14 protein-coding genes are annotated in these 16,148 nt (G+C 67.4%); 6 read left to right on the top strand and 8 right to left on the bottom strand.

Translation table 11 applies throughout. The annotated features are described in order from the left end of the window. Positions 1–11: 11 nt before the first annotated feature. From AS031_RS13870 to AS031_RS13885, 4 genes are all read right to left on the bottom strand, one after another. Positions 12–1,787 (bottom strand): acetyl/propionyl/methylcrotonyl-CoA carboxylase subunit alpha, encoded by a 1,776-nt coding sequence (locus tag AS031_RS13870; protein WP_141688843.1) that lies wholly within the window; start codon positions 1,785–1,787, stop codon positions 12–14. 163 nt (positions 1,788–1,950) lie between these two features. Next, on the bottom strand, positions 1,951–2,601 hold the full coding sequence (locus tag AS031_RS13875) for a Maf family protein (protein WP_058268741.1): 651 nt from the start codon (positions 2,599–2,601) through the stop codon (positions 1,951–1,953). A gap of 9 nt (positions 2,602–2,610) precedes the next feature. Continuing rightward, a complete protein-coding gene (locus AS031_RS13880; RefSeq protein ID WP_058268742.1) occupies positions 2,611–5,133 on the bottom strand; it encodes an MMPL family transporter in 2,523 nt (840 codons plus the stop codon). A gap of 16 nt (positions 5,134–5,149) precedes the next feature. After that, positions 5,150–5,848 (bottom strand): TetR/AcrR family transcriptional regulator, encoded by a 699-nt coding sequence (locus AS031_RS13885; RefSeq protein WP_058268743.1) that lies wholly within the window; start codon positions 5,846–5,848, stop codon positions 5,150–5,152. 171 nt (positions 5,849–6,019) lie between these two features. Here AS031_RS13885 and AS031_RS13890 point away from each other — a divergent pair, with 171 nt between their 5' ends. Continuing rightward, positions 6,020–6,568: a hypothetical protein gene (locus AS031_RS13890; RefSeq protein WP_058268744.1), complete on the top strand. Its 549-nt coding sequence runs from the start codon at positions 6,020–6,022 to the stop codon at positions 6,566–6,568. Positions 6,569–6,704: 136 nt separating this feature from the next. Here the strand turns inward: AS031_RS13890 and AS031_RS13895 are convergent, their stop codons facing one another. From AS031_RS13895 to AS031_RS13910, 4 genes are all read right to left on the bottom strand, one after another. Next, positions 6,705–8,144: a dicarboxylate/amino acid:cation symporter gene (locus tag AS031_RS13895; RefSeq protein WP_058268745.1), complete on the bottom strand. Its 1,440-nt coding sequence runs from the start codon at positions 8,142–8,144 to the stop codon at positions 6,705–6,707. Between the two features lie 251 nt (positions 8,145–8,395). Further along, entirely contained in the window at positions 8,396–10,084 is a 1,689-nt protein-coding gene (locus tag AS031_RS13900) for a DUF885 domain-containing protein (protein WP_371325990.1), read from the bottom strand. A 44-nt stretch (positions 10,085–10,128) separates the two neighbouring features. Then, positions 10,129–10,371: an acyl-CoA carboxylase subunit epsilon gene (locus tag AS031_RS13905; protein ID WP_058268746.1), complete on the bottom strand. Its 243-nt coding sequence runs from the start codon at positions 10,369–10,371 to the stop codon at positions 10,129–10,131. Beyond that, the gene (locus AS031_RS13910; protein WP_058268747.1) at positions 10,368–11,951 is read right to left on the bottom strand and encodes an acyl-CoA carboxylase subunit beta; all 1,584 of its coding nucleotides are present in this window, start codon (positions 11,949–11,951) and stop codon (positions 10,368–10,370) included. Before AS031_RS13910 ends, AS031_RS13905 begins: the two co-directional genes overlap by 4 nt. A 226-nt stretch (positions 11,952–12,177) precedes the next feature. Between AS031_RS13910 and AS031_RS13915 the strand changes: the two genes are divergently transcribed. From AS031_RS13915 to AS031_RS20200, 5 genes are all read left to right on the top strand, one after another. Then, complete coding sequence (locus AS031_RS13915; RefSeq protein ID WP_058268748.1) at positions 12,178–13,065, top strand: SDR family oxidoreductase; 888 nt, start codon at positions 12,178–12,180, stop codon at positions 13,063–13,065. Positions 13,066–13,137: 72 nt separating this feature from the next. Continuing rightward, positions 13,138–14,082 (top strand): biotin--[acetyl-CoA-carboxylase] ligase, encoded by a 945-nt coding sequence (locus AS031_RS13920; protein WP_058268749.1) that lies wholly within the window; start codon positions 13,138–13,140, stop codon positions 14,080–14,082. Beyond that, entirely contained in the window at positions 14,075–14,665 is a 591-nt protein-coding gene (locus tag AS031_RS13925) for a PH domain-containing protein (RefSeq protein WP_228379634.1), read from the top strand. The genes AS031_RS13920 and AS031_RS13925 overlap by 8 nt, the downstream gene beginning before the upstream one ends. Further along, positions 14,662–15,786: an adenylate/guanylate cyclase domain-containing protein gene (locus AS031_RS13930; RefSeq protein ID WP_058268750.1), complete on the top strand. Its 1,125-nt coding sequence runs from the start codon at positions 14,662–14,664 to the stop codon at positions 15,784–15,786. Before AS031_RS13925 ends, AS031_RS13930 begins: the two co-directional genes overlap by 4 nt. 128 nt (positions 15,787–15,914) lie before the next feature. Further along, positions 15,915–16,148: hypothetical protein (locus AS031_RS20200; protein WP_218918363.1), on the top strand; the 234-nt coding region annotated here is incomplete at its 3' end.

Here is a 16,148-nt window from a genome sequence, read left to right on the forward strand (position 1 = left end):
CTCCGGGCGGGTCAGTCTTCGATCGTGGCGATGATGGCGCCGGCAGACACGGTCTCGCCGGCGGCAGCGGTCAGGCCAGTGATGGTTCCCGCACGGTGCGCCGTGAGCGGCTGCTCCATCTTCATGGCCTCAAGGACCACCACCAGGTCGCCTTCGGCCACGACGTCGCCTTCGGCCACGGCCACCTTCACGATGGTGCCCTGCATGGGGGACGCCAGCGCGTTGCCGGTGGCTGCAGCAGTTCCACCGGAGCGTGCGCGCTTCTTGGACTTGCCGGATTTCGCGGCCGGGGCAGCTGCGGTTCCCACTGAACCCAGCGATGCGGGCAGGACCACTTCAAGCCGCTTGCCGCCCACCTCAACCACGACGCGCTGGCGTTCCTCCGTCTCCGCGGCGTCCAGGCCGCCGTCGGGCGTCCATGGGGCAAGGTTGTTGGTGAACTCGGTTTCGATCCAGCGGGTGTGGACCGTGAACGGGCCTTCGGCGGGGGCGAACGCGGGGTCGGAAACAACGGCCAGGTCGAACGGGATAACGGTGGGGATGCCTTCCACCACCATCTCCTCGAGGGCGCGCCTGGACCGCTGCAGGGCCTGCTGCCGCGTAGCGCCCGTGACCACCAGCTTGGAAAGCATGGAGTCGAAGTTGCCGCTGATGACATCGCCCTGCTCAACACCGGAGTCGACGCGGACGCCGGGGCCGGTGGGGTTCTTCAGGACGCGGATGGTGCCGGGGGCGGGCATGAAGTTGCGGCCCGGGTCCTCGCCGGTGATGCGGAATTCGAAGGAGTGTCCGCGGACTTCCGGGTCGCCGTAGCCAAGCTCCTCGCCGCGGGCCAGCCGGAACTGTTCCCGGACCAGGTCGATGCCGGTGACTTCCTCGGAGACGCAGTGCTCCACCTGGAGGCGGGTGTTCACCTCAAGGAAGGAGATGGTCCCGTCCTGGCCCACGAGGAACTCGCAGGTGCCGGCGCCCAGGTAGCCGGCTTCCTTCAGGATGGCCTTGGAGGATTCGTAGAGGCGCGTGTTCTGTTCTTCGGTGAGGTACGGTGCGGGCGCTTCCTCCACGAGTTTCTGGTTGCGGCGCTGCAGCGAGCAGTCGCGGGTGGATACCACCACCACGTTGCCGTACGCGTCCGCCAGGCACTGGGTTTCAACGTGCCGGGGGGCATCCAGGAACCGCTCGATGAAGCATTCGCCCCGCCCGAACGCTGCGGTGGCTTCGCGGACGGCGGACTCGTAGAGTTCGGGGATTTCCTCGCGGGTGCGGGCCACCTTGATGCCGCGGCCGCCGCCGCCGAAGGCCGCCTTGATGGCTACGGGGAGGCCGTGGCGGTCAACGAAGTCCAGGACCTCGTCCGCTGAACCCACCGGGTCCGCGGTGCCCGGTACCAGGGGTGCACCGACCTTTTCGGCGATGTGGCGGGCCTGGACCTTGTCGCCCAGGGCGGAGATGGCTTCGGGGGAGGGGCCGATCCAGGTGATGCCGGCCTCGATGACCCGGGCAGCGAACTGGGCGTTCTCGGCCAGGAAGCCGTAACCGGGGTGGATGGCGTCGGCGCCGGACCGGAGCGCGGCGTCGATGATCTTGTCCATGACCAGGTACGACTCTGCGGCAGTGTTGCCGCCCAGGGCGTATGCTTCGTCAGCCAGGCGGACGTGCAGCGCGTCGCGGTCTGCGTTGGCGTACACGGCGACGGAGGCGATGCCTTCGTCGCGGGCGGCGCGGATGATGCGCACAGCGATTTCACCGCGGTTTGCGATCAGCACCTTGGTGAGGTTCTTCTGCATGGGACCGGCGGACTGCTCCAAATTTGCTGACAAGGCGTCTCCTTCTTTCCTTCAGGGAGCCTAGCGCGGTTTTGGAGGTTCCGCCGATATTACTTGCGGAATCCGCGTGTAAACCGGCCATGCTTTGTAGGGACCCTACAAGACCGGGTGAATTCGCGCCGCTTCAGGCCCGGGGCCAGAGATCGGTGATGCGCACGTTCGCGGCGGCCAGCAGTCCCCGAAGCGTGGACACGGACAGGCCGACGACGGCATGCGGGTCGCCGTCGACCTTCCGGATGAAGGCCCCGCCCAGACCGTCGATGGTGAAGGACCCGGCGCAGTGCAACGGCTCGCCGGTGGCGATGTACGCGTCGATTTCCTCAGCCTCCATGTCCAGGAAGGCGACCTCGGCTGAGGCAACTGCGCCGAGGGTGGCGCCGGATCCTGCACCGTCCGTGCCGGCGTCGTCCGTGTCCGTATCCCGGCAGTCCACCAGCCAGTGTCCCGTGTGCAGCACTCCGGCGTTTCCGCTCATCCGGAGCATGCGCTCCCGCGCCACCTCGGCGGTGTAGGGCTTGCCGTGCGCCTGGCCGTCGAATTCGAACACCGAGTCGCAGCCAAGCACCAGTGCACCCTCCGCTTCCGGCAGTGAAGCGACGGCCTCGGCCTTGGCGCGGGCCAGGAGCAGGGCGGTGTCGTGCGGGTCCGTGACACCGTAGCGTGCCTGCACGGCGTCCTCGTCCACGTCGGAGACGAGGACCGTGTGCCGGATGCCGGCTTCGGCCAAGAGCTTGGTGCGGGCGGGGGACTGGGAGGCAAGTATCAGGCGGACCACGGATTCAGCCTAGTGGACCAACTCCGCGGATGCCTTCGCAGCTTCCGGCCGGCTGAGCTTGGCGCCCTCGACGTCCACGTCAGGCAGGACGCGGTCCAGCCAGCGCGGCAGCCACCACGACTTTTCACCCAGCAGGTACATCACGGCGGGGACGATCGTCATGCGGACCACGAAAGCGTCCAGCAGCACACCGAACGCCATCGCGAAGCCCAGCGGGCGGACCATGGTCAGGTGGCTGAAGATGAAGCCTGCAAAGACGCTGACCATGATGATGGCTGCTGCGGTGACCACAGCTGCCGCGTGCCGGAAGCCCACACGGACGGCCTCCTTGGCGGAGGAACCGTGCATGTACGCCTCGCGCATTCCCGAGGCGATGAACACCTGGTAGTCCATGGCCAGGCCGAACAGGACGCCGATCAGGATGATGGGCAGGAAGCTGAGGACGGCTCCCGGGTTGGCGACATCGAACACGGTGCCCAGCCAGCCCCACTGGTACACGGCAACCACGGCGCCGAACGCTGCCGCGAGCGAGAGCAGGAAGCCGCCGGTGGCCAGCAGCGGCACCACGATGGAGCGGAACACCAGCAGCAGCAGGATCAGGGAAAGTCCGACGACGATCGCCAGGTAGGGCGGCAGGGCGTCGCCAAGCTTCGTGGAGACGTCGATGTTGCCTGCGGTTTGGCCGGTCAGGCCCATGGTGACGTCGTAGTCGGACTTGATCTCTGCGTTCAGGCCGCGGAGTTCCGAGACCACCTTGACGGTGCTGGCGCTGGCGGGCCCCTCCTTGGGGATGACCTGGAAGACGGCGGTGCGGCGGTCTTCGCTGATGGCGACAGGCACGGCGGCCACCACGTTGTCCACCGAGCGGAGCTTGTCCGCGATGTCGTACTGCAGGTTGGCCGCTGCGGCCTCGTCCAGTCCGGCGGGGAATTCACCGACGGCCACGATGGGACCGGTCACGCCTTCGCCGAAGCTGCGGGCCGTGACGTCGTAGGCCTGGTAGGCCTCGGACTCCACCGGTTCGGAGCCGCCGTCAGGAAGGGCGAGCTGCAGCTGGGTGGCGGGCAGGGCAAGGGTCCCCAGCAGGACCACGCCGGCGAGCATGGCCAGGACGGGGTGGCGTGTCACGAGGCCGCCCCAGCCATGGGTGCTGCGCTCCTTGTCCTTGGCGTCGTCCGCCGCCTCGTGGCCGGGCTGGGCGTTGTGGGCCTCGGCCTTCGCCCAGGCGCGCCGGGAGATGATGCGGCGGCCGATCAGGGACAGCATGGCGGGCGTGAGCGTGATGGCCACGAGGACGGCCACTGCCACCGTCCCGGCTGCGGCCAGGCCCATCACGGCGAGGAAGGGCAGGCCGGGAACCACCAGGGCGGCGAGGGCGATAATCACCGTGAGGCCGGCGAACACCACGGCGTTGCCGGAGGTGCCGGTGGCACGGGCCACGGATTCCTCGGGGTCCATGCCCGCCAGGAGCTGGGTACGGTGGCGGTTGACGATGAACAGGGAGTAGTCGATGCCGACGGCCAGGCCGAGCATGAGCGCCAGCATGGGGGAAATGGAGCTCATGTCGAACAGTCCGGACAGGGCGAAGGTGGTTCCAACGCCGACGCCGACGCCGATGACGGCCATCAGGAGCGGAAGTCCGGCGGCCACCAGCGTGCCGAGCATGGTGATCAGGACGAGGGCCGCGACGGCGATGCCCACAATTTCGGCGATGCCGAACAGTTCGGAGATGTCCTCGGTGATTTCCTTGCTGGCCAGGGCGGTGACCCCGGCGGAGGACGTCCCGTGGGCGATGTCCTGGACCTGCTGGCGCACCTCGGGGCTGAGGCCGTTGATGGAGGTGTTGAACTGGACCTGGGCCACGGCGGCCCGGCCGTCCTCGGACACGAAGCGGATCGCGGACGAGGCCTCGGCCTGCCGCTTGCCCAGTTCGAGCTTGGCCTTGTTGGCCTCCAGTTCCTTGGTGCCGGCCTCCAGCTTGGCCTGTCCTTCGGCGAGGGCGGCCTTTTGCTGGCCGAGCTGCGCCTCGATGACAGCGGCCGGGGCGCCGGCGGCAGTGAGCTGCTGCTCTGCGGCGTCCAGCTGGGCCTTGCCGGCGTCCAGCTGGGCTTTGGATGCCTCCAGCTGGGCCTGTCCCGCGGCCAGCTGCTGCTCGCCTGTGGTGATGGACCGCCCCGCCTGGTCTACCTGTGCCTGGGTGGCGAAGGGATCCACGGTGCCCCGGACATCCGGCAGCGTTTCGAGCTTCTTGAGGGCGTCGGTGACGGCAGCACGGCTGGTGTCGGTAAAACCGCCGTCCGGGGCTTCGAAGACAATCGTGGCCGTTCCGCCCGAGGCCGAGGGGAGGTCTTCCTTCAACTTGTCCGCGATCCGCTGGGTTTCCGTTCCCGGGATCTGGAAGTTGTTGGACAGCGTGCCGTGGAACGCCGCGGCGGAGCCGCCCACGGCGACGAGCGCCACGAGCCAGAGGGAGATCACCAGCCAGCGCCGGCGGTAGGAGAACTTGCCGAGACGGTAGAGCAGCAGTGCCATGGAAGAACCGATCTGATCAGGAGGAACGGGGAGCTGATGGTGCCGGCGCGGCGGTGGCCGCTGCCGGCGGGCTGAAACCGGAGCCCAGCAGGGCCATGGCGTCGATGAGCAGTTGCCGGAGCTCGGCAAGCGATTCGGGGGAGAGGTCGGTCCCGCGGCGGCTGAACCACACTTCCATGGCGGCCTTGCCGCAGGAGATCACCGAACCCGCGAGGGCGTGGACGTATAGTTCGTCAGCTCCGTCCGGAGCCCGCGCCACCCGGTCCCGTGCCACAGCGAACACCTGCGTCCGGCAGTGGTCCCAGGCCTCAAGGTCGGTGTGCGCCATGAGCTGGCTGTGCTGCGTCAGGGCGAACAGCTCAGCGAGTGGTTCCACGGTCTTCGGATCGGCCAGCGCCATCAGCGCCGCCTGCGCCGCCTCCAGCAGGGGCTCCTCCGCCGGCCGAAGCTCAAGCTGGCGGATGACGATGTCCAGGAAGCCGTGCGTGACCGAGGCCAGGGCTGCGTCGGTACTGCTGAAGTAGTTGAAGAAGGTGCGCCGGGAAATGCCGGCAGCCTCCGCGATGTCCTCGGCCGTAAATCCGCCTGGCCCCTTGGAGCGAAGAAGCGACAGGGCGGCGTCCGTGATGGCCTGGCGGGTGGCCGCCTTATTAAGCTCACGCCGTGACGGGGCCGGCGCGGACGTCGGCGAGGCCGGGGACGGTGGAACATTCACACTCTTACACTACGTGCAACTTTGCACTCCGGGCAAGTTATTTTCACAGGAGAATGAAAGCTTCCCAACAGCCCTTACTGAAGCTGCGCGTGAATGCTTGGCAATACCCCTCGAGGGTGCATGAACCGGCCGTCGCCGACGGCGCAGCAGGACACAAGCCAGGAGAAGAAAATGTCACGCAGAAAAAGAGTTGCGCTGGGCCTCTCGGCCGCAGCGCTCGCGGCCAGTGCGGCCATCGGAGTCGCCGGCATGGCGTCTGCCACCACCACAACCCCTGCACCCTCACCCAGTTCGAGCGCCGGCACGGACGCCGGCTCGGGTACGGGCCATGACGGCATGGGACGCCACGGTGCCCGTGGAGGTGTTCAGGCGTCGGCGCTGGCGGAGAAGCTGGGGATCGATGAGTCGAAGGTGGCCGATGCGCTCAAGGCTTTCCGTGACGCGAACAAGCCCAGCGGGCCGCCCGCCGACGGACAGAAGCCGGACTCATCAGCCCGTGACGCTGCGCTGGCGAAGTCGCTCGCCGACTCCTTGGGCATCGACGAGGCAAAGGTGACGGCGGCGCTGGAGGAGCTCCGCACCGAGGAACAGGCTGAACGCGCGGCCGGGCTGAAATCCAGGCTTGACCAGGCCGTTGCGGATGGGAAGCTCACCCAGGCCGAGGCGGACGCCGTCACCAAGGCGGTGCAGAACGGCGTCATCGGAGGCGGCGGCCACTGACGCGCCGCTGCCGAACGGGCCAGCCCGCACCGGGGTGGCGCCTTTAACCACGGAAGTCCCCGGGAAACCTTTCCCGGGGACTTCCTGTGTGACACTCTGTCGGCGCAGTGCCGCCGGCGGTGCGGCCGGCCGTGGATCAGGCCTTGGCGTCCTGCAGCTCGGGGGAAGCCGTGCTTGCGGCTGTGCCGTCCGTGGCGGACCCGCTGACCTCGGTGTCCTCGTCAACGAACGGGGTGCCGTTGCGTGGCGCGTTGTACAGCGACTCATCGAGGATGCCCTGGCGCTTGGCCACAAGGGTGGGAACCAGCGCCTGTCCGGCCACGTTCACCGCGGTGCGGCCCATGTCCAGGATCGGGTCGATGGCCAGCAGGAGTCCGACGCCGGCCAGCGGCAGTCCCAGGGTGGAGAGCGTCAGGGTGAGCATCACCACGGCGCCGGTGGTGCCGGCTGTGGCGGCCGACCCCAGAACGGAGACGAGTGCGATCAGCAGGTACTGGCTGAAGTCGAGCTGGATGCCGAAGAACTGGGCCACGAAGATGGCGGAGATGGCCGGGTAGATCGCGGCGCAGCCGTCCATCTTGGTGGTGGCGCCCAGCGGCACGGCGAAGGAGGCGTAGGCGCGGGGGACGCCCAGGCTGCGTTCGGTCACACGCTGGGTCAGGGGCAGGGTGCCCACTGAGGAGCGGGAGACGAAGGCCAGCTGGACTGCCGGCCAGACGCCGGAGAAGTACTGCTTGACGGACAGCCCGTGGGTGCGGACCAGGATGGGGTAGACCACGAACAGCACCAGGACCAGGCCGGCGTAGATGGCCACGGTGAACTTGCCCAATGATCCGATGGTGTCCCAGCCGTAGACGGCCACGGCGTTACCGATCAGGCCCACAGTGCCCAGGGGAGCGATGCGGATGATCCACCAGAGGACCTTCTGGATCACGGCGAGGGCGGAGGCGTTGAGGTTCAGGAACGGCTCAGCGGCCTTGCCCACCTTGAGGGCGGCGACGCCGACGGCGATGGCGATCACCAGGATCTGCAGCACGTTGAAGCTGACGGACGTGGTGACGGCGCCGGAATCGGCCACCGTGGAGCTGGCGCCCAGGCCAAGGAAGTTCTTGGGGAAGAGGCCGATGAGGAAGGACCACCAGTCGCCGGACTTGCCGGAGTACTTGGCTTCCTCGGTGATGCCGGTGTTGGCGCCGGGCTGGAGCAGGACGCCCAGGCCGATGCCGATCAGCACGGCTATCAGGGACGTGATGGCGAACCAGAGCAGCGTGTTCCACGCGAGCTTGGCGGCGTTGGAGACCTGCCGGAGGTTGGAGATCGAGCTCACTACGGCGGTGAAGATCAACGGCACGACGGCGGTCTGCAGCAGGGAGACGTAGCTCGAGCCGATGGTCTGCAGCGTTGCGCCGAGCCCGTTCGGGTTGGTCTTGGTGCTGCCGGTGTACTTGGCCAGCAGGCCGAGTCCAAGGCCCACGATAAGGGCGGCGATAATCTGGAAGCCGAACGATCCAGCCCACTTGGGCAGCTGGAAGCCGGACTTCCCTGCGGAGGAGGGGGTGCTTGTCTGAGTGCTCACCCGAATACGCTAGGACCGCAGTCCATATCACGTGAAATGAACATTGAGAAATATTACGCGGCCACCAACGCTTCCGAAACTTGAAAACCCTGGAAAAGCAAGGCTGAATGAGGCTTTTGTTACTTATTCCCAGCGGCGGTGTGCTTAACATCTCGCGAAAGTGGGCGGGCGGGCGGCATCCGGCAGCGTGCGTCAAAGCGAGGAACGAGCAGCACGCCGAGGATGTTGCCCGCCCGCCCAGCGGGGGCGAGCTAGGACAGCAGCGCCCGCCGAAGGGTATCGAGTCCAACCGAGCCGATGTTGAGGGCCTTGGTGTGGAACTCCTTGAGGTCGAACCCGGGCCGTGACTCAAGTTCGGCGCGGATCTGTTCCCAAAGCCGCTGCCCCACTTTGTAGGAGGGCGCCTGGCCGGGCCAGCCGAGGTAGCGGGTGAACTCGAAGTTCAGCTGCCCCTCGCTGATGGGCAGGTTTTCCCGGAGGAAGCCGTAGCCCTTCTCCGGGGTCCAGGTTCCGGAGCCCCACCGGCCGGGCATCTCAAGCTCCAGGTGGACGCCGATGTCGAAGACCACCCTGGCGGCACGCATCCGCTGCATGTCCAGCATGCCCATGTGGTCGCCCGGGTCGTCGAGGTAGCCGAGTTCCTGCATCAGTTTTTCCGCGTACAGGGCCCAGCCTTCGCCGTGGCCGGACGTCCAGCAGATGTTCCGCCGCCATTTGTTGAGCAGCTCGCGGCGGTAGGTGGCGGTGGCCACCTGGAGGTGGTGGCCCGGAACGCCTTCATGATAGACGGTGGTTGTTTCGGCCCACGTGGTGAACGAGTCTTCGCCGGCGGGCACGGACCACCACATACGTCCGGGGCGGGCGAAGTCGTCGGACGGCCCGGTGTAGTAGATGCCGCCCTCGTCCGTGGGGGCAATCAGGCATTCGAGTTTCTTCATGGGGTCCGGGATGTCAAAGTGCACCCCGGCGAGGTCTGCAATGGCTTTGTCGGACAGTTCCTGCATCCAGGCTTTGAGGGAATCGGTGCCCTTGATGCGGCGTGCGGGGTCGTTGTCCAGGATGTCCTTCGCCTCGGCGATGGTGGCGCCCGGCTTGATGGTGCCGGCCACCTTCTCCTGTTCGGCGATCAACCGGTCCAGTTCCTGGACGCCCCATGCGTAGGTTTCTTCCAGGTCCACGGCAGCACCCAGGAACGAACGTGACGCCAGGGCGTAGCGTGCCTTGCCCACCGCGTCCTTCTCCGGCGCCGCGGGCAAGAGCTCGGTTCGCAGGAATCCGGCGAAGTCCGCGTAGGCGGCACGGGCGGCGGCAGCACCGGCGTCGAGCTTCTCCTGCACCGGGCCGGGAAGGGCGCCGTCAGCGGTGGCGGCACCTGCTGCCAGCTTGGCGAAGAAGCCGTCCTCGGCGGCGTACTTCGTGGTCTGCTCAATGACGATCTTTACCTGCCGGGCCGCCGCGACCCGGCCTGAGTCGCGTGCCAGGCGAAGGGATTCGATATACCCGGACAAGGCGGCGGGGACGTTGTGGGCGCGCCCTGCGATGTGCTCCCAGTCCTGGCTGGTGGCGGTTGGCATGAGGTCGAAGATGGCGCGGATGTCCTGCGCGGGCGAGGCAATGTTGTTCAGGTCTGCGTATTCCCAGCCGGAGGCGTGGATCAGCAGCTGCAGCCCCAGCCTCTCCTGCATGGCGTCCAGGGTGACGGCGTCGACGTCGTCCTCCGGTTCCAGGCCCTGAAGCCCGGCCAGGGCATGGCGGGCGGCCTCAGCAAACCCCGCGATGCCCGCGGGGGAGAAGTCCTGGAACTCCGTCTCGGCCCCGGGCAGTCCCAGCGTGGTGGCCAAGGACGGGTTCAAGCGGACGAGGGTGTCGGTGTAGGCATCCGCGACGGCGTCGATCCGGGTGTGCGGGCGTGCAGCGGGAGAAGTCTCGTTGGTCACCATCAGAGACTAGCCCGCGCGGCCACGCCCGCAAAGGATGCGTGGGATCAGCCCTTGCTGCGTTTCCAGGCGCCCGGCCCGGGAACCGGCGCCAGTCCCAGCCGCTGCCGCCGCACCCAGTGGCGGACCGGCAGCGCGGCGGCCTTGGCCGGCTCCGGGCCGCCCAGGGAAAGGACGACGGCGGACAGCGCGGCGAGTTCCTCGTCGCTGGGCTGGCCCTTAACCACGGAGAGCAGGGGTTCCTGTGCGGGTTCGCCGGCCTGGTCCACGGGGCCTCCTTGGTCACTCACAGCGGGATGTTTCCATGCTTCTTGGCGGGCAGGCTGGCCCGCTTGTCGCGCAGGGCGCGCAGTCCGCGGACAATCTTGAGCCGGGTGTCGGACGGCGCGATGACGGCGTCGACGTAGCCGAGTTCGGCGGCCTGGTACGGGTTGAGGAGTTCTTCCTCGTATTGCCTGATGACCTCCGCGCGGCGGGCCTCGACGTCGCCGCCTTCCTCGGCCACGGCGGCAAGGTCGCGGCGGTAGAGGATGTTGACCGCACCCTGGGCGCCCATCACGCCGATCTGGGCGGTGGGCCATGCCAGGTTGAGGTCTGCGCCCAGCTTCTTGGAGCCCATCACGATGTACGCCCCGCCGTAGGCCTTGCGGGTGATGACGGTCAGTTTGGGGACCGTTGCTTCGGCGTAGGCGTACAGCAGCTTGGCGCCGCGGCGGATGATGCCCTGGAATTCCTGGTCCTTGCCGGGCAGGAAGCCGGGGACGTCCACCAGGGTGATGATGGGGATGTTGAAGGCGTCGCAGTGCCGCACGAAGCGTGCGGCCTTCTCGGAGGCGGCGATGTCCAGCGTGCCGGCGAACTGCAGCGGCTGGTTGGCCACGATACCCACGGTGTGCCCCTCAACGCGGCCGTAACCGATCATGACGTTGGGCGCGTACAGTGCCTGCATTTCGAGGAAGTGCCCGTCATCGACGATCTGCTCGATGACGCCGCGCATGTCGTACGGCTGGTTGGCGGAGTCGGGGATCAGGGCGTCCAGGGCGAGGTCGTCCTCGTTGATTTCGGGGTCCTGTCCGTGGTCCAGCACAGGCGCCTCGGACAAATTGTTCGAGGGGAGGAAATCGAGGAGTTCGCGGACGAACTCGATCGCGTCGGCCTCGTCCGAGGCAAGGTAGGTGGAGGTACCGGTGGTGGCGTTGTGCTGCCGGGCCCCGCCCAGGGTTTCCATGTCCACATCCTCACCGGTGACGGTCTTGATGACGTCCGGTCCGGTAATGAACATGTGCGACGTCTTGTCCACCATCACCACGAAGTCGGTGAGGGCGGGGGAGTAGGCGGCACCGCCGGCGGAGGGGCCCATGATCAGGGAAATCTGCGGGACAACACCGGACGCGTGCACGTTGTTGCGGAAGATGTCCGCAAACATGGCCAGTGAGGCCACGCCCTCCTGGATGCGTGCGCCGCCGCCGTCCAGGATGCCCACCACGGGGCAGCCGTTGCGCAGCGCGAACTCCTGGACCTTGACGATCTTTTCGCCGTTGACCTGGCTCAGGGATCCGCCGTAGACAGTGAAGTCCTGGCTATAGACGGCCACGGGGCGGCCGTCCACGGTTCCGTAGCCTGAGACCAGGCCGTCGCCCAGGGGCTTCTTCTTCTCCATGCCGAAGGCGGTGGACCGGTGTACGGCCAGGGCGTCGAACTCGACGAAGGAGTCCTCGTCGAGGAGCATGGTGATGCGTTCGCGGGCGGTGTTCTTGCCGCGGGCGTGCTGCTTTTCAACGGCTTCGGGGCCGGAGGGCTGTTCGGCGCGCGCCTGGCGGTCGCGGAAATCGGCAATCTTTCCCGCTGTCGTTGTCAGATCGTGGCTCATCAAGTTTCTCCGGCTCTGTTGCAGATTGGGTCAGTGTCGCTGACTGTGCTCACGGGCTGTGCTCTGGAGGCGCTTAAGTAGCTTCCACACAAAAAACGAACCCTGCTGGCAAGTCTAGTGACGGTTTGGGCGCCAGCAGCTGTAGAAAACCTACAATTTTCTGCGCTGCTACCACCGCAACCGCAATGTTACTCATCAGTAACTTATCTGGGTTACAGTGTTTTCCATGACTTCGAGCAACGATGCTTCCACTGCTGCTGCCGGCCCGTACAGAGCCACCGGGTCCCTCGCCGGCCGGACCATCCTCATGTCGGGCGGCAGCCGCGGAATCGGGCTCGCCATAGCACGCCGGGCCGCAGCGGACGGGGCCAACATCGTCCTGATGGCCAAGACCGGGGAACCGCACCCCAAGCTTGCCGGCACCGTCCACACGGCGGCAGAGCAACTCGTCCAGGCCGGCGGAGCGGCGCTGCCCCTCGTGGGGGACGTCCGCAATGACGATGATGTGGCCCGCGCCGTGGAAGCTGCCGTGGACCGCTTCGGAGGCATCGACGTCGTCATCAACAACGCCTCCGCGATCGATCTGTCCAGCACCGCGGACATCGACATGAAGCGGTACGACCTGATGCAGGACATCAACGTCCGCGGCACGTTCCTGCTCTCCAAACTTGCACTGCCCGCCCTCCGCGCTTCAGGGCGCGGCCACATCCTCACCCTGTCGCCGCCCCTGAACCTCGATCCCCGCTGGGCAGGAAAGCACCTGGCGTACACCATGGCCAAGTACGGCATGAGCCTGACCACCCTGGGGCTGGCCGACGAACTCAAGGACGACGGCGTGAGCGTCAACTCCCTGTGGCCGTGCACGCTGATCGACACCGCTGCCATCAGGAACATGCCGCACGGAGATGCCATGGTCCAGGCTGCCCGCGGTCCGCAGATCATGGCCGACGCAGCCCACGCCATCCTGACCGGCGGGAACCTGACCGGAGGCGGATCCTCCAGCGGTAACTTCTACACCGATGAGCAGGTGCTGGCCGCCGCCGGCGTGGCCGACTTCCGCCCCTACAGCCTGGGCGCGCCCGAGCACCGGCTGGTTCCGGACATCTTCCTCTAGGGAGCGGTGCCTCCGGCGCACGCCCCGGGCGCCGGACCGGCCGGGCCCTGCGCGGCTCGGTAGGATCTAGGTATGGCTGACGCGCACACCCCCGGAACCCCGTTGAACAAGGCGGAGCTGGGAGACCAGCGTTTCCTCTCCGCTGCCGGCATTTCCCGGCTCGACGTGGTGGACTCCACCGGCTCCACGAACGCGGACCTCCTCCGCGCCGTCACCGTGGACCCCAAATCGTGGCCGGACCTTTCCGTGCTGACCGCCGAATACCAGACTGCCGCCCGGGGCCGGCTGGACCGGCACTGGGAGGCGCCGCCGTTGAGTTCGGTCTCCGTTTCGCTGGTCCTCAGGCCCGTCAATGCCGAAGGGCGGCCCCTGCCGACGCAGAGCTACTCCTGGCTCTCCCTGATTGCCGCGCTGGCGCTGCGCGAAACCCTTCGCGTAACGGCCGGCATTCCGGCCGACCTGAAGTGGCCCAACGACGTCCTGGTCCGCGGACGCAAGATTGCCGGCATACTGGCGCAGCTGGGCCCCATGACCGATGGGGCGGTGCCGCCGGTGGTCCTGGGGACCGGGCTGAACGTCACCCTCCATGAGGACGAGCTGCCGGTTCCCACCGCGACGTCCGTCTTCCTCGAAGGCGCACTCACTGCCGACCGGACGGTGCTCCTGAAGAGCTACCTCTCCCAGTTCGCCACGCTCTACCGGAGCTTCTGCAACGCCGACGGCGATCCCGCGGCGGGCATGGCTGGCGGCCCCTCCCTCCACAAGCGCGTCGAAGCCGCGATGGTGACCCTTGGCCGCCAGGTGCGCGCCCAGCTGCCCGGGGACCACGAAATCATTGGCCATGCATCCCGGCTGGACGAGTACGGCTCGCTGCTGGTGGTGGACAAGGACTCCCGGGAACATGTCGTCACCGCCGGTGACGTGGTCCACCTCAGGCCGTGGACCGCCCCCGGGGAACAGGGTGCTTCCACGGATGCTGCCGCGGCGAAGGATTCCGGCCACGGCGGTTATGCGTAAGGACCTCGTTCCCGGCGAGCAGGTCATTGTCACCACCCGCCCCCAGCCCCGGAAGCTTGCCGGACCCGCCGCCGCCTTCATCGTCGCCCCTGCCATCGGCGCCTTCGCGTCCGCCTGGATTGTGCGGGGCGAAGCCCGGCGGCTGGTTCCCGCGCTGGAAGCCCGCTGGACTCCATGGCTGGTCACGGCCTGCGCCGCGGCCGTGGCCTGGGTGTGGCTGGGCTACTGCCTGCCCCGGCTGTTGCGCTGGCACGCAACGCGCTACACCCTGACCAGCCGCCGGATCGTGGCCCGGTCCGGACTTATGAAGCGGCACGACCAGCAGGTTGCGCTGGCATCGGTCCGCAACCTGTCCGTCCGTGAGACAGTGCTGCAACGGCTCCTGCGCTCCGGGAATATATCCTTGGAAACCGGACATGACGGCGTGGTGACCTTCCGGGATGTGCCGGAGGTCGCCAGGTTCCGGGATTTCATCCTCGATGCGATCGGGGAACTGCCGGAAGACCCCGCCCCGCCGGGCGCCGCAGGGTTCGACCCTGCCCGGGGCAGCGCTGATGGATATGAAAGAAGGTGGACGGAATGAACGATGAGGACCAGCAGGAGCGCGTGGACCCCATCGCGCCGCCGCCGGTCACCGACCCGCACCCGCCTACCGGTGCCATGTCCGCCGAGCGCCTCGCCATGAAGGCGCTCGAGGCGCGCCTCCTGGGCGGAGAACGCAAGCTCCGCCGTCGTGAAGTGGCCGCCGGCGCAGGGCTGTCCCTGCTGTCTGCCCGAAAGCTGTGGCGCGCCCTCGGCTTCCCGAACTTCGGCGACGAGGACGTCGCCTTCACCGAACGCGACCAGTCGGCGCTGTCCACCGTCGTGGACCTGGTCCGCACCGGAAAGCTGACCGAGGAAGCAGCCATTTCCGTGACCCGGGCCATCGGCCAGATGACGGACCGCATGGTGGTCTGGCAAATCGAAGCCCTGGTGGAGGACATGGTCCACGAGCAGGGCGTCACCGACGCCGTGGCCCGCAAACGGCTGGTCAACGAGTTGCCGGCTTTGGTGGACGCGATGGAGGAAGTGCTGGTGTACTCCTGGCGGCGCCAGCTGAACGCGGGAGTCCAGCGGTTGGCCGTCCGGGCGGAAGCCGGGCTGCAGGCGAGCGAGGAAGGCCGCGAAGGCGACGAGGATGACGCCCCGCTGCCGTTGGCCCGCGCGGTCGGATTCGCAGACCTTGTCTCCTACACGAGCCTCTCCCGCCGCATGAACGAAAAGACCCTCGCGCGGCTGGTGCAGCGGTTTGAGAACAAGTGCGCGGAGATCATCTCGGTGGGCGGCGGCCGGCTGGTCAAGACCGTGGGCGACGAAGTCCTCTACATCGCCGAGACTCCGGCCGCGGGGGCGGAGATTTCCCTGGCCCTCGCCCAGGCATTCACGGAGGACGAGATCCTGCCCGAAGCCAGGGTGGCGATGGTCTGGGGCCGGATCCTCTCCAGGCTTGGTGACATCTACGGCCCCACGGTCAACCTGGCCGCGCGGCTGACCACGCTCGCCGACCCCGGAACCGTGCTGGTTGACTCGATGACCGCCTCCGCATTGGAGCACGACGAGCGGTTCGTCATGATTCCGCAGCCGCCTGAGAACGTCCGCGGCTTCGGCGAAATCAAGCCCGTGCGGCTGACCCGCGGCCTGGGCAAGGGCCTGGTCCTGGACTGAGGCACAGCAACCCTGGCGTCATTCGGGGGTTTTGTCCATTTGATAGCTAGACAGGCTATATTTGTTGTGCCCGGCTGCTGGAGGCCGGACGCCGGCCATCGCCGGATCCAACGGGGGGAACCGTTTCAATGAACTTTCGCGGACGCGTGCGCGCAAAAGCCGCCGCACAGGGTGGGGCCCGCCGTCAGCCGTTCCTCCAGTCCCCTTTTTTCAGCACTTCCGTCGTGTCGCTGGCGCTCGGCGCCCTGGTCGTTGGCGCTGTCATCCATCCGGGGTTCAGGACCACTGAGGTGGATTTGAATGATGGTGGTGTGTGGGTGGTGTCGAAGTCGAAGAATGCTGTGGGGCGGTTGAATTATCCG

Origin of the sequence: Pseudarthrobacter enclensis (assembly GCF_001457025.1) — a bacterium.
GTDB classification, from domain to species: Bacteria; Actinomycetota; Actinomycetes; order Actinomycetales; family Micrococcaceae; genus Arthrobacter; species Arthrobacter enclensis.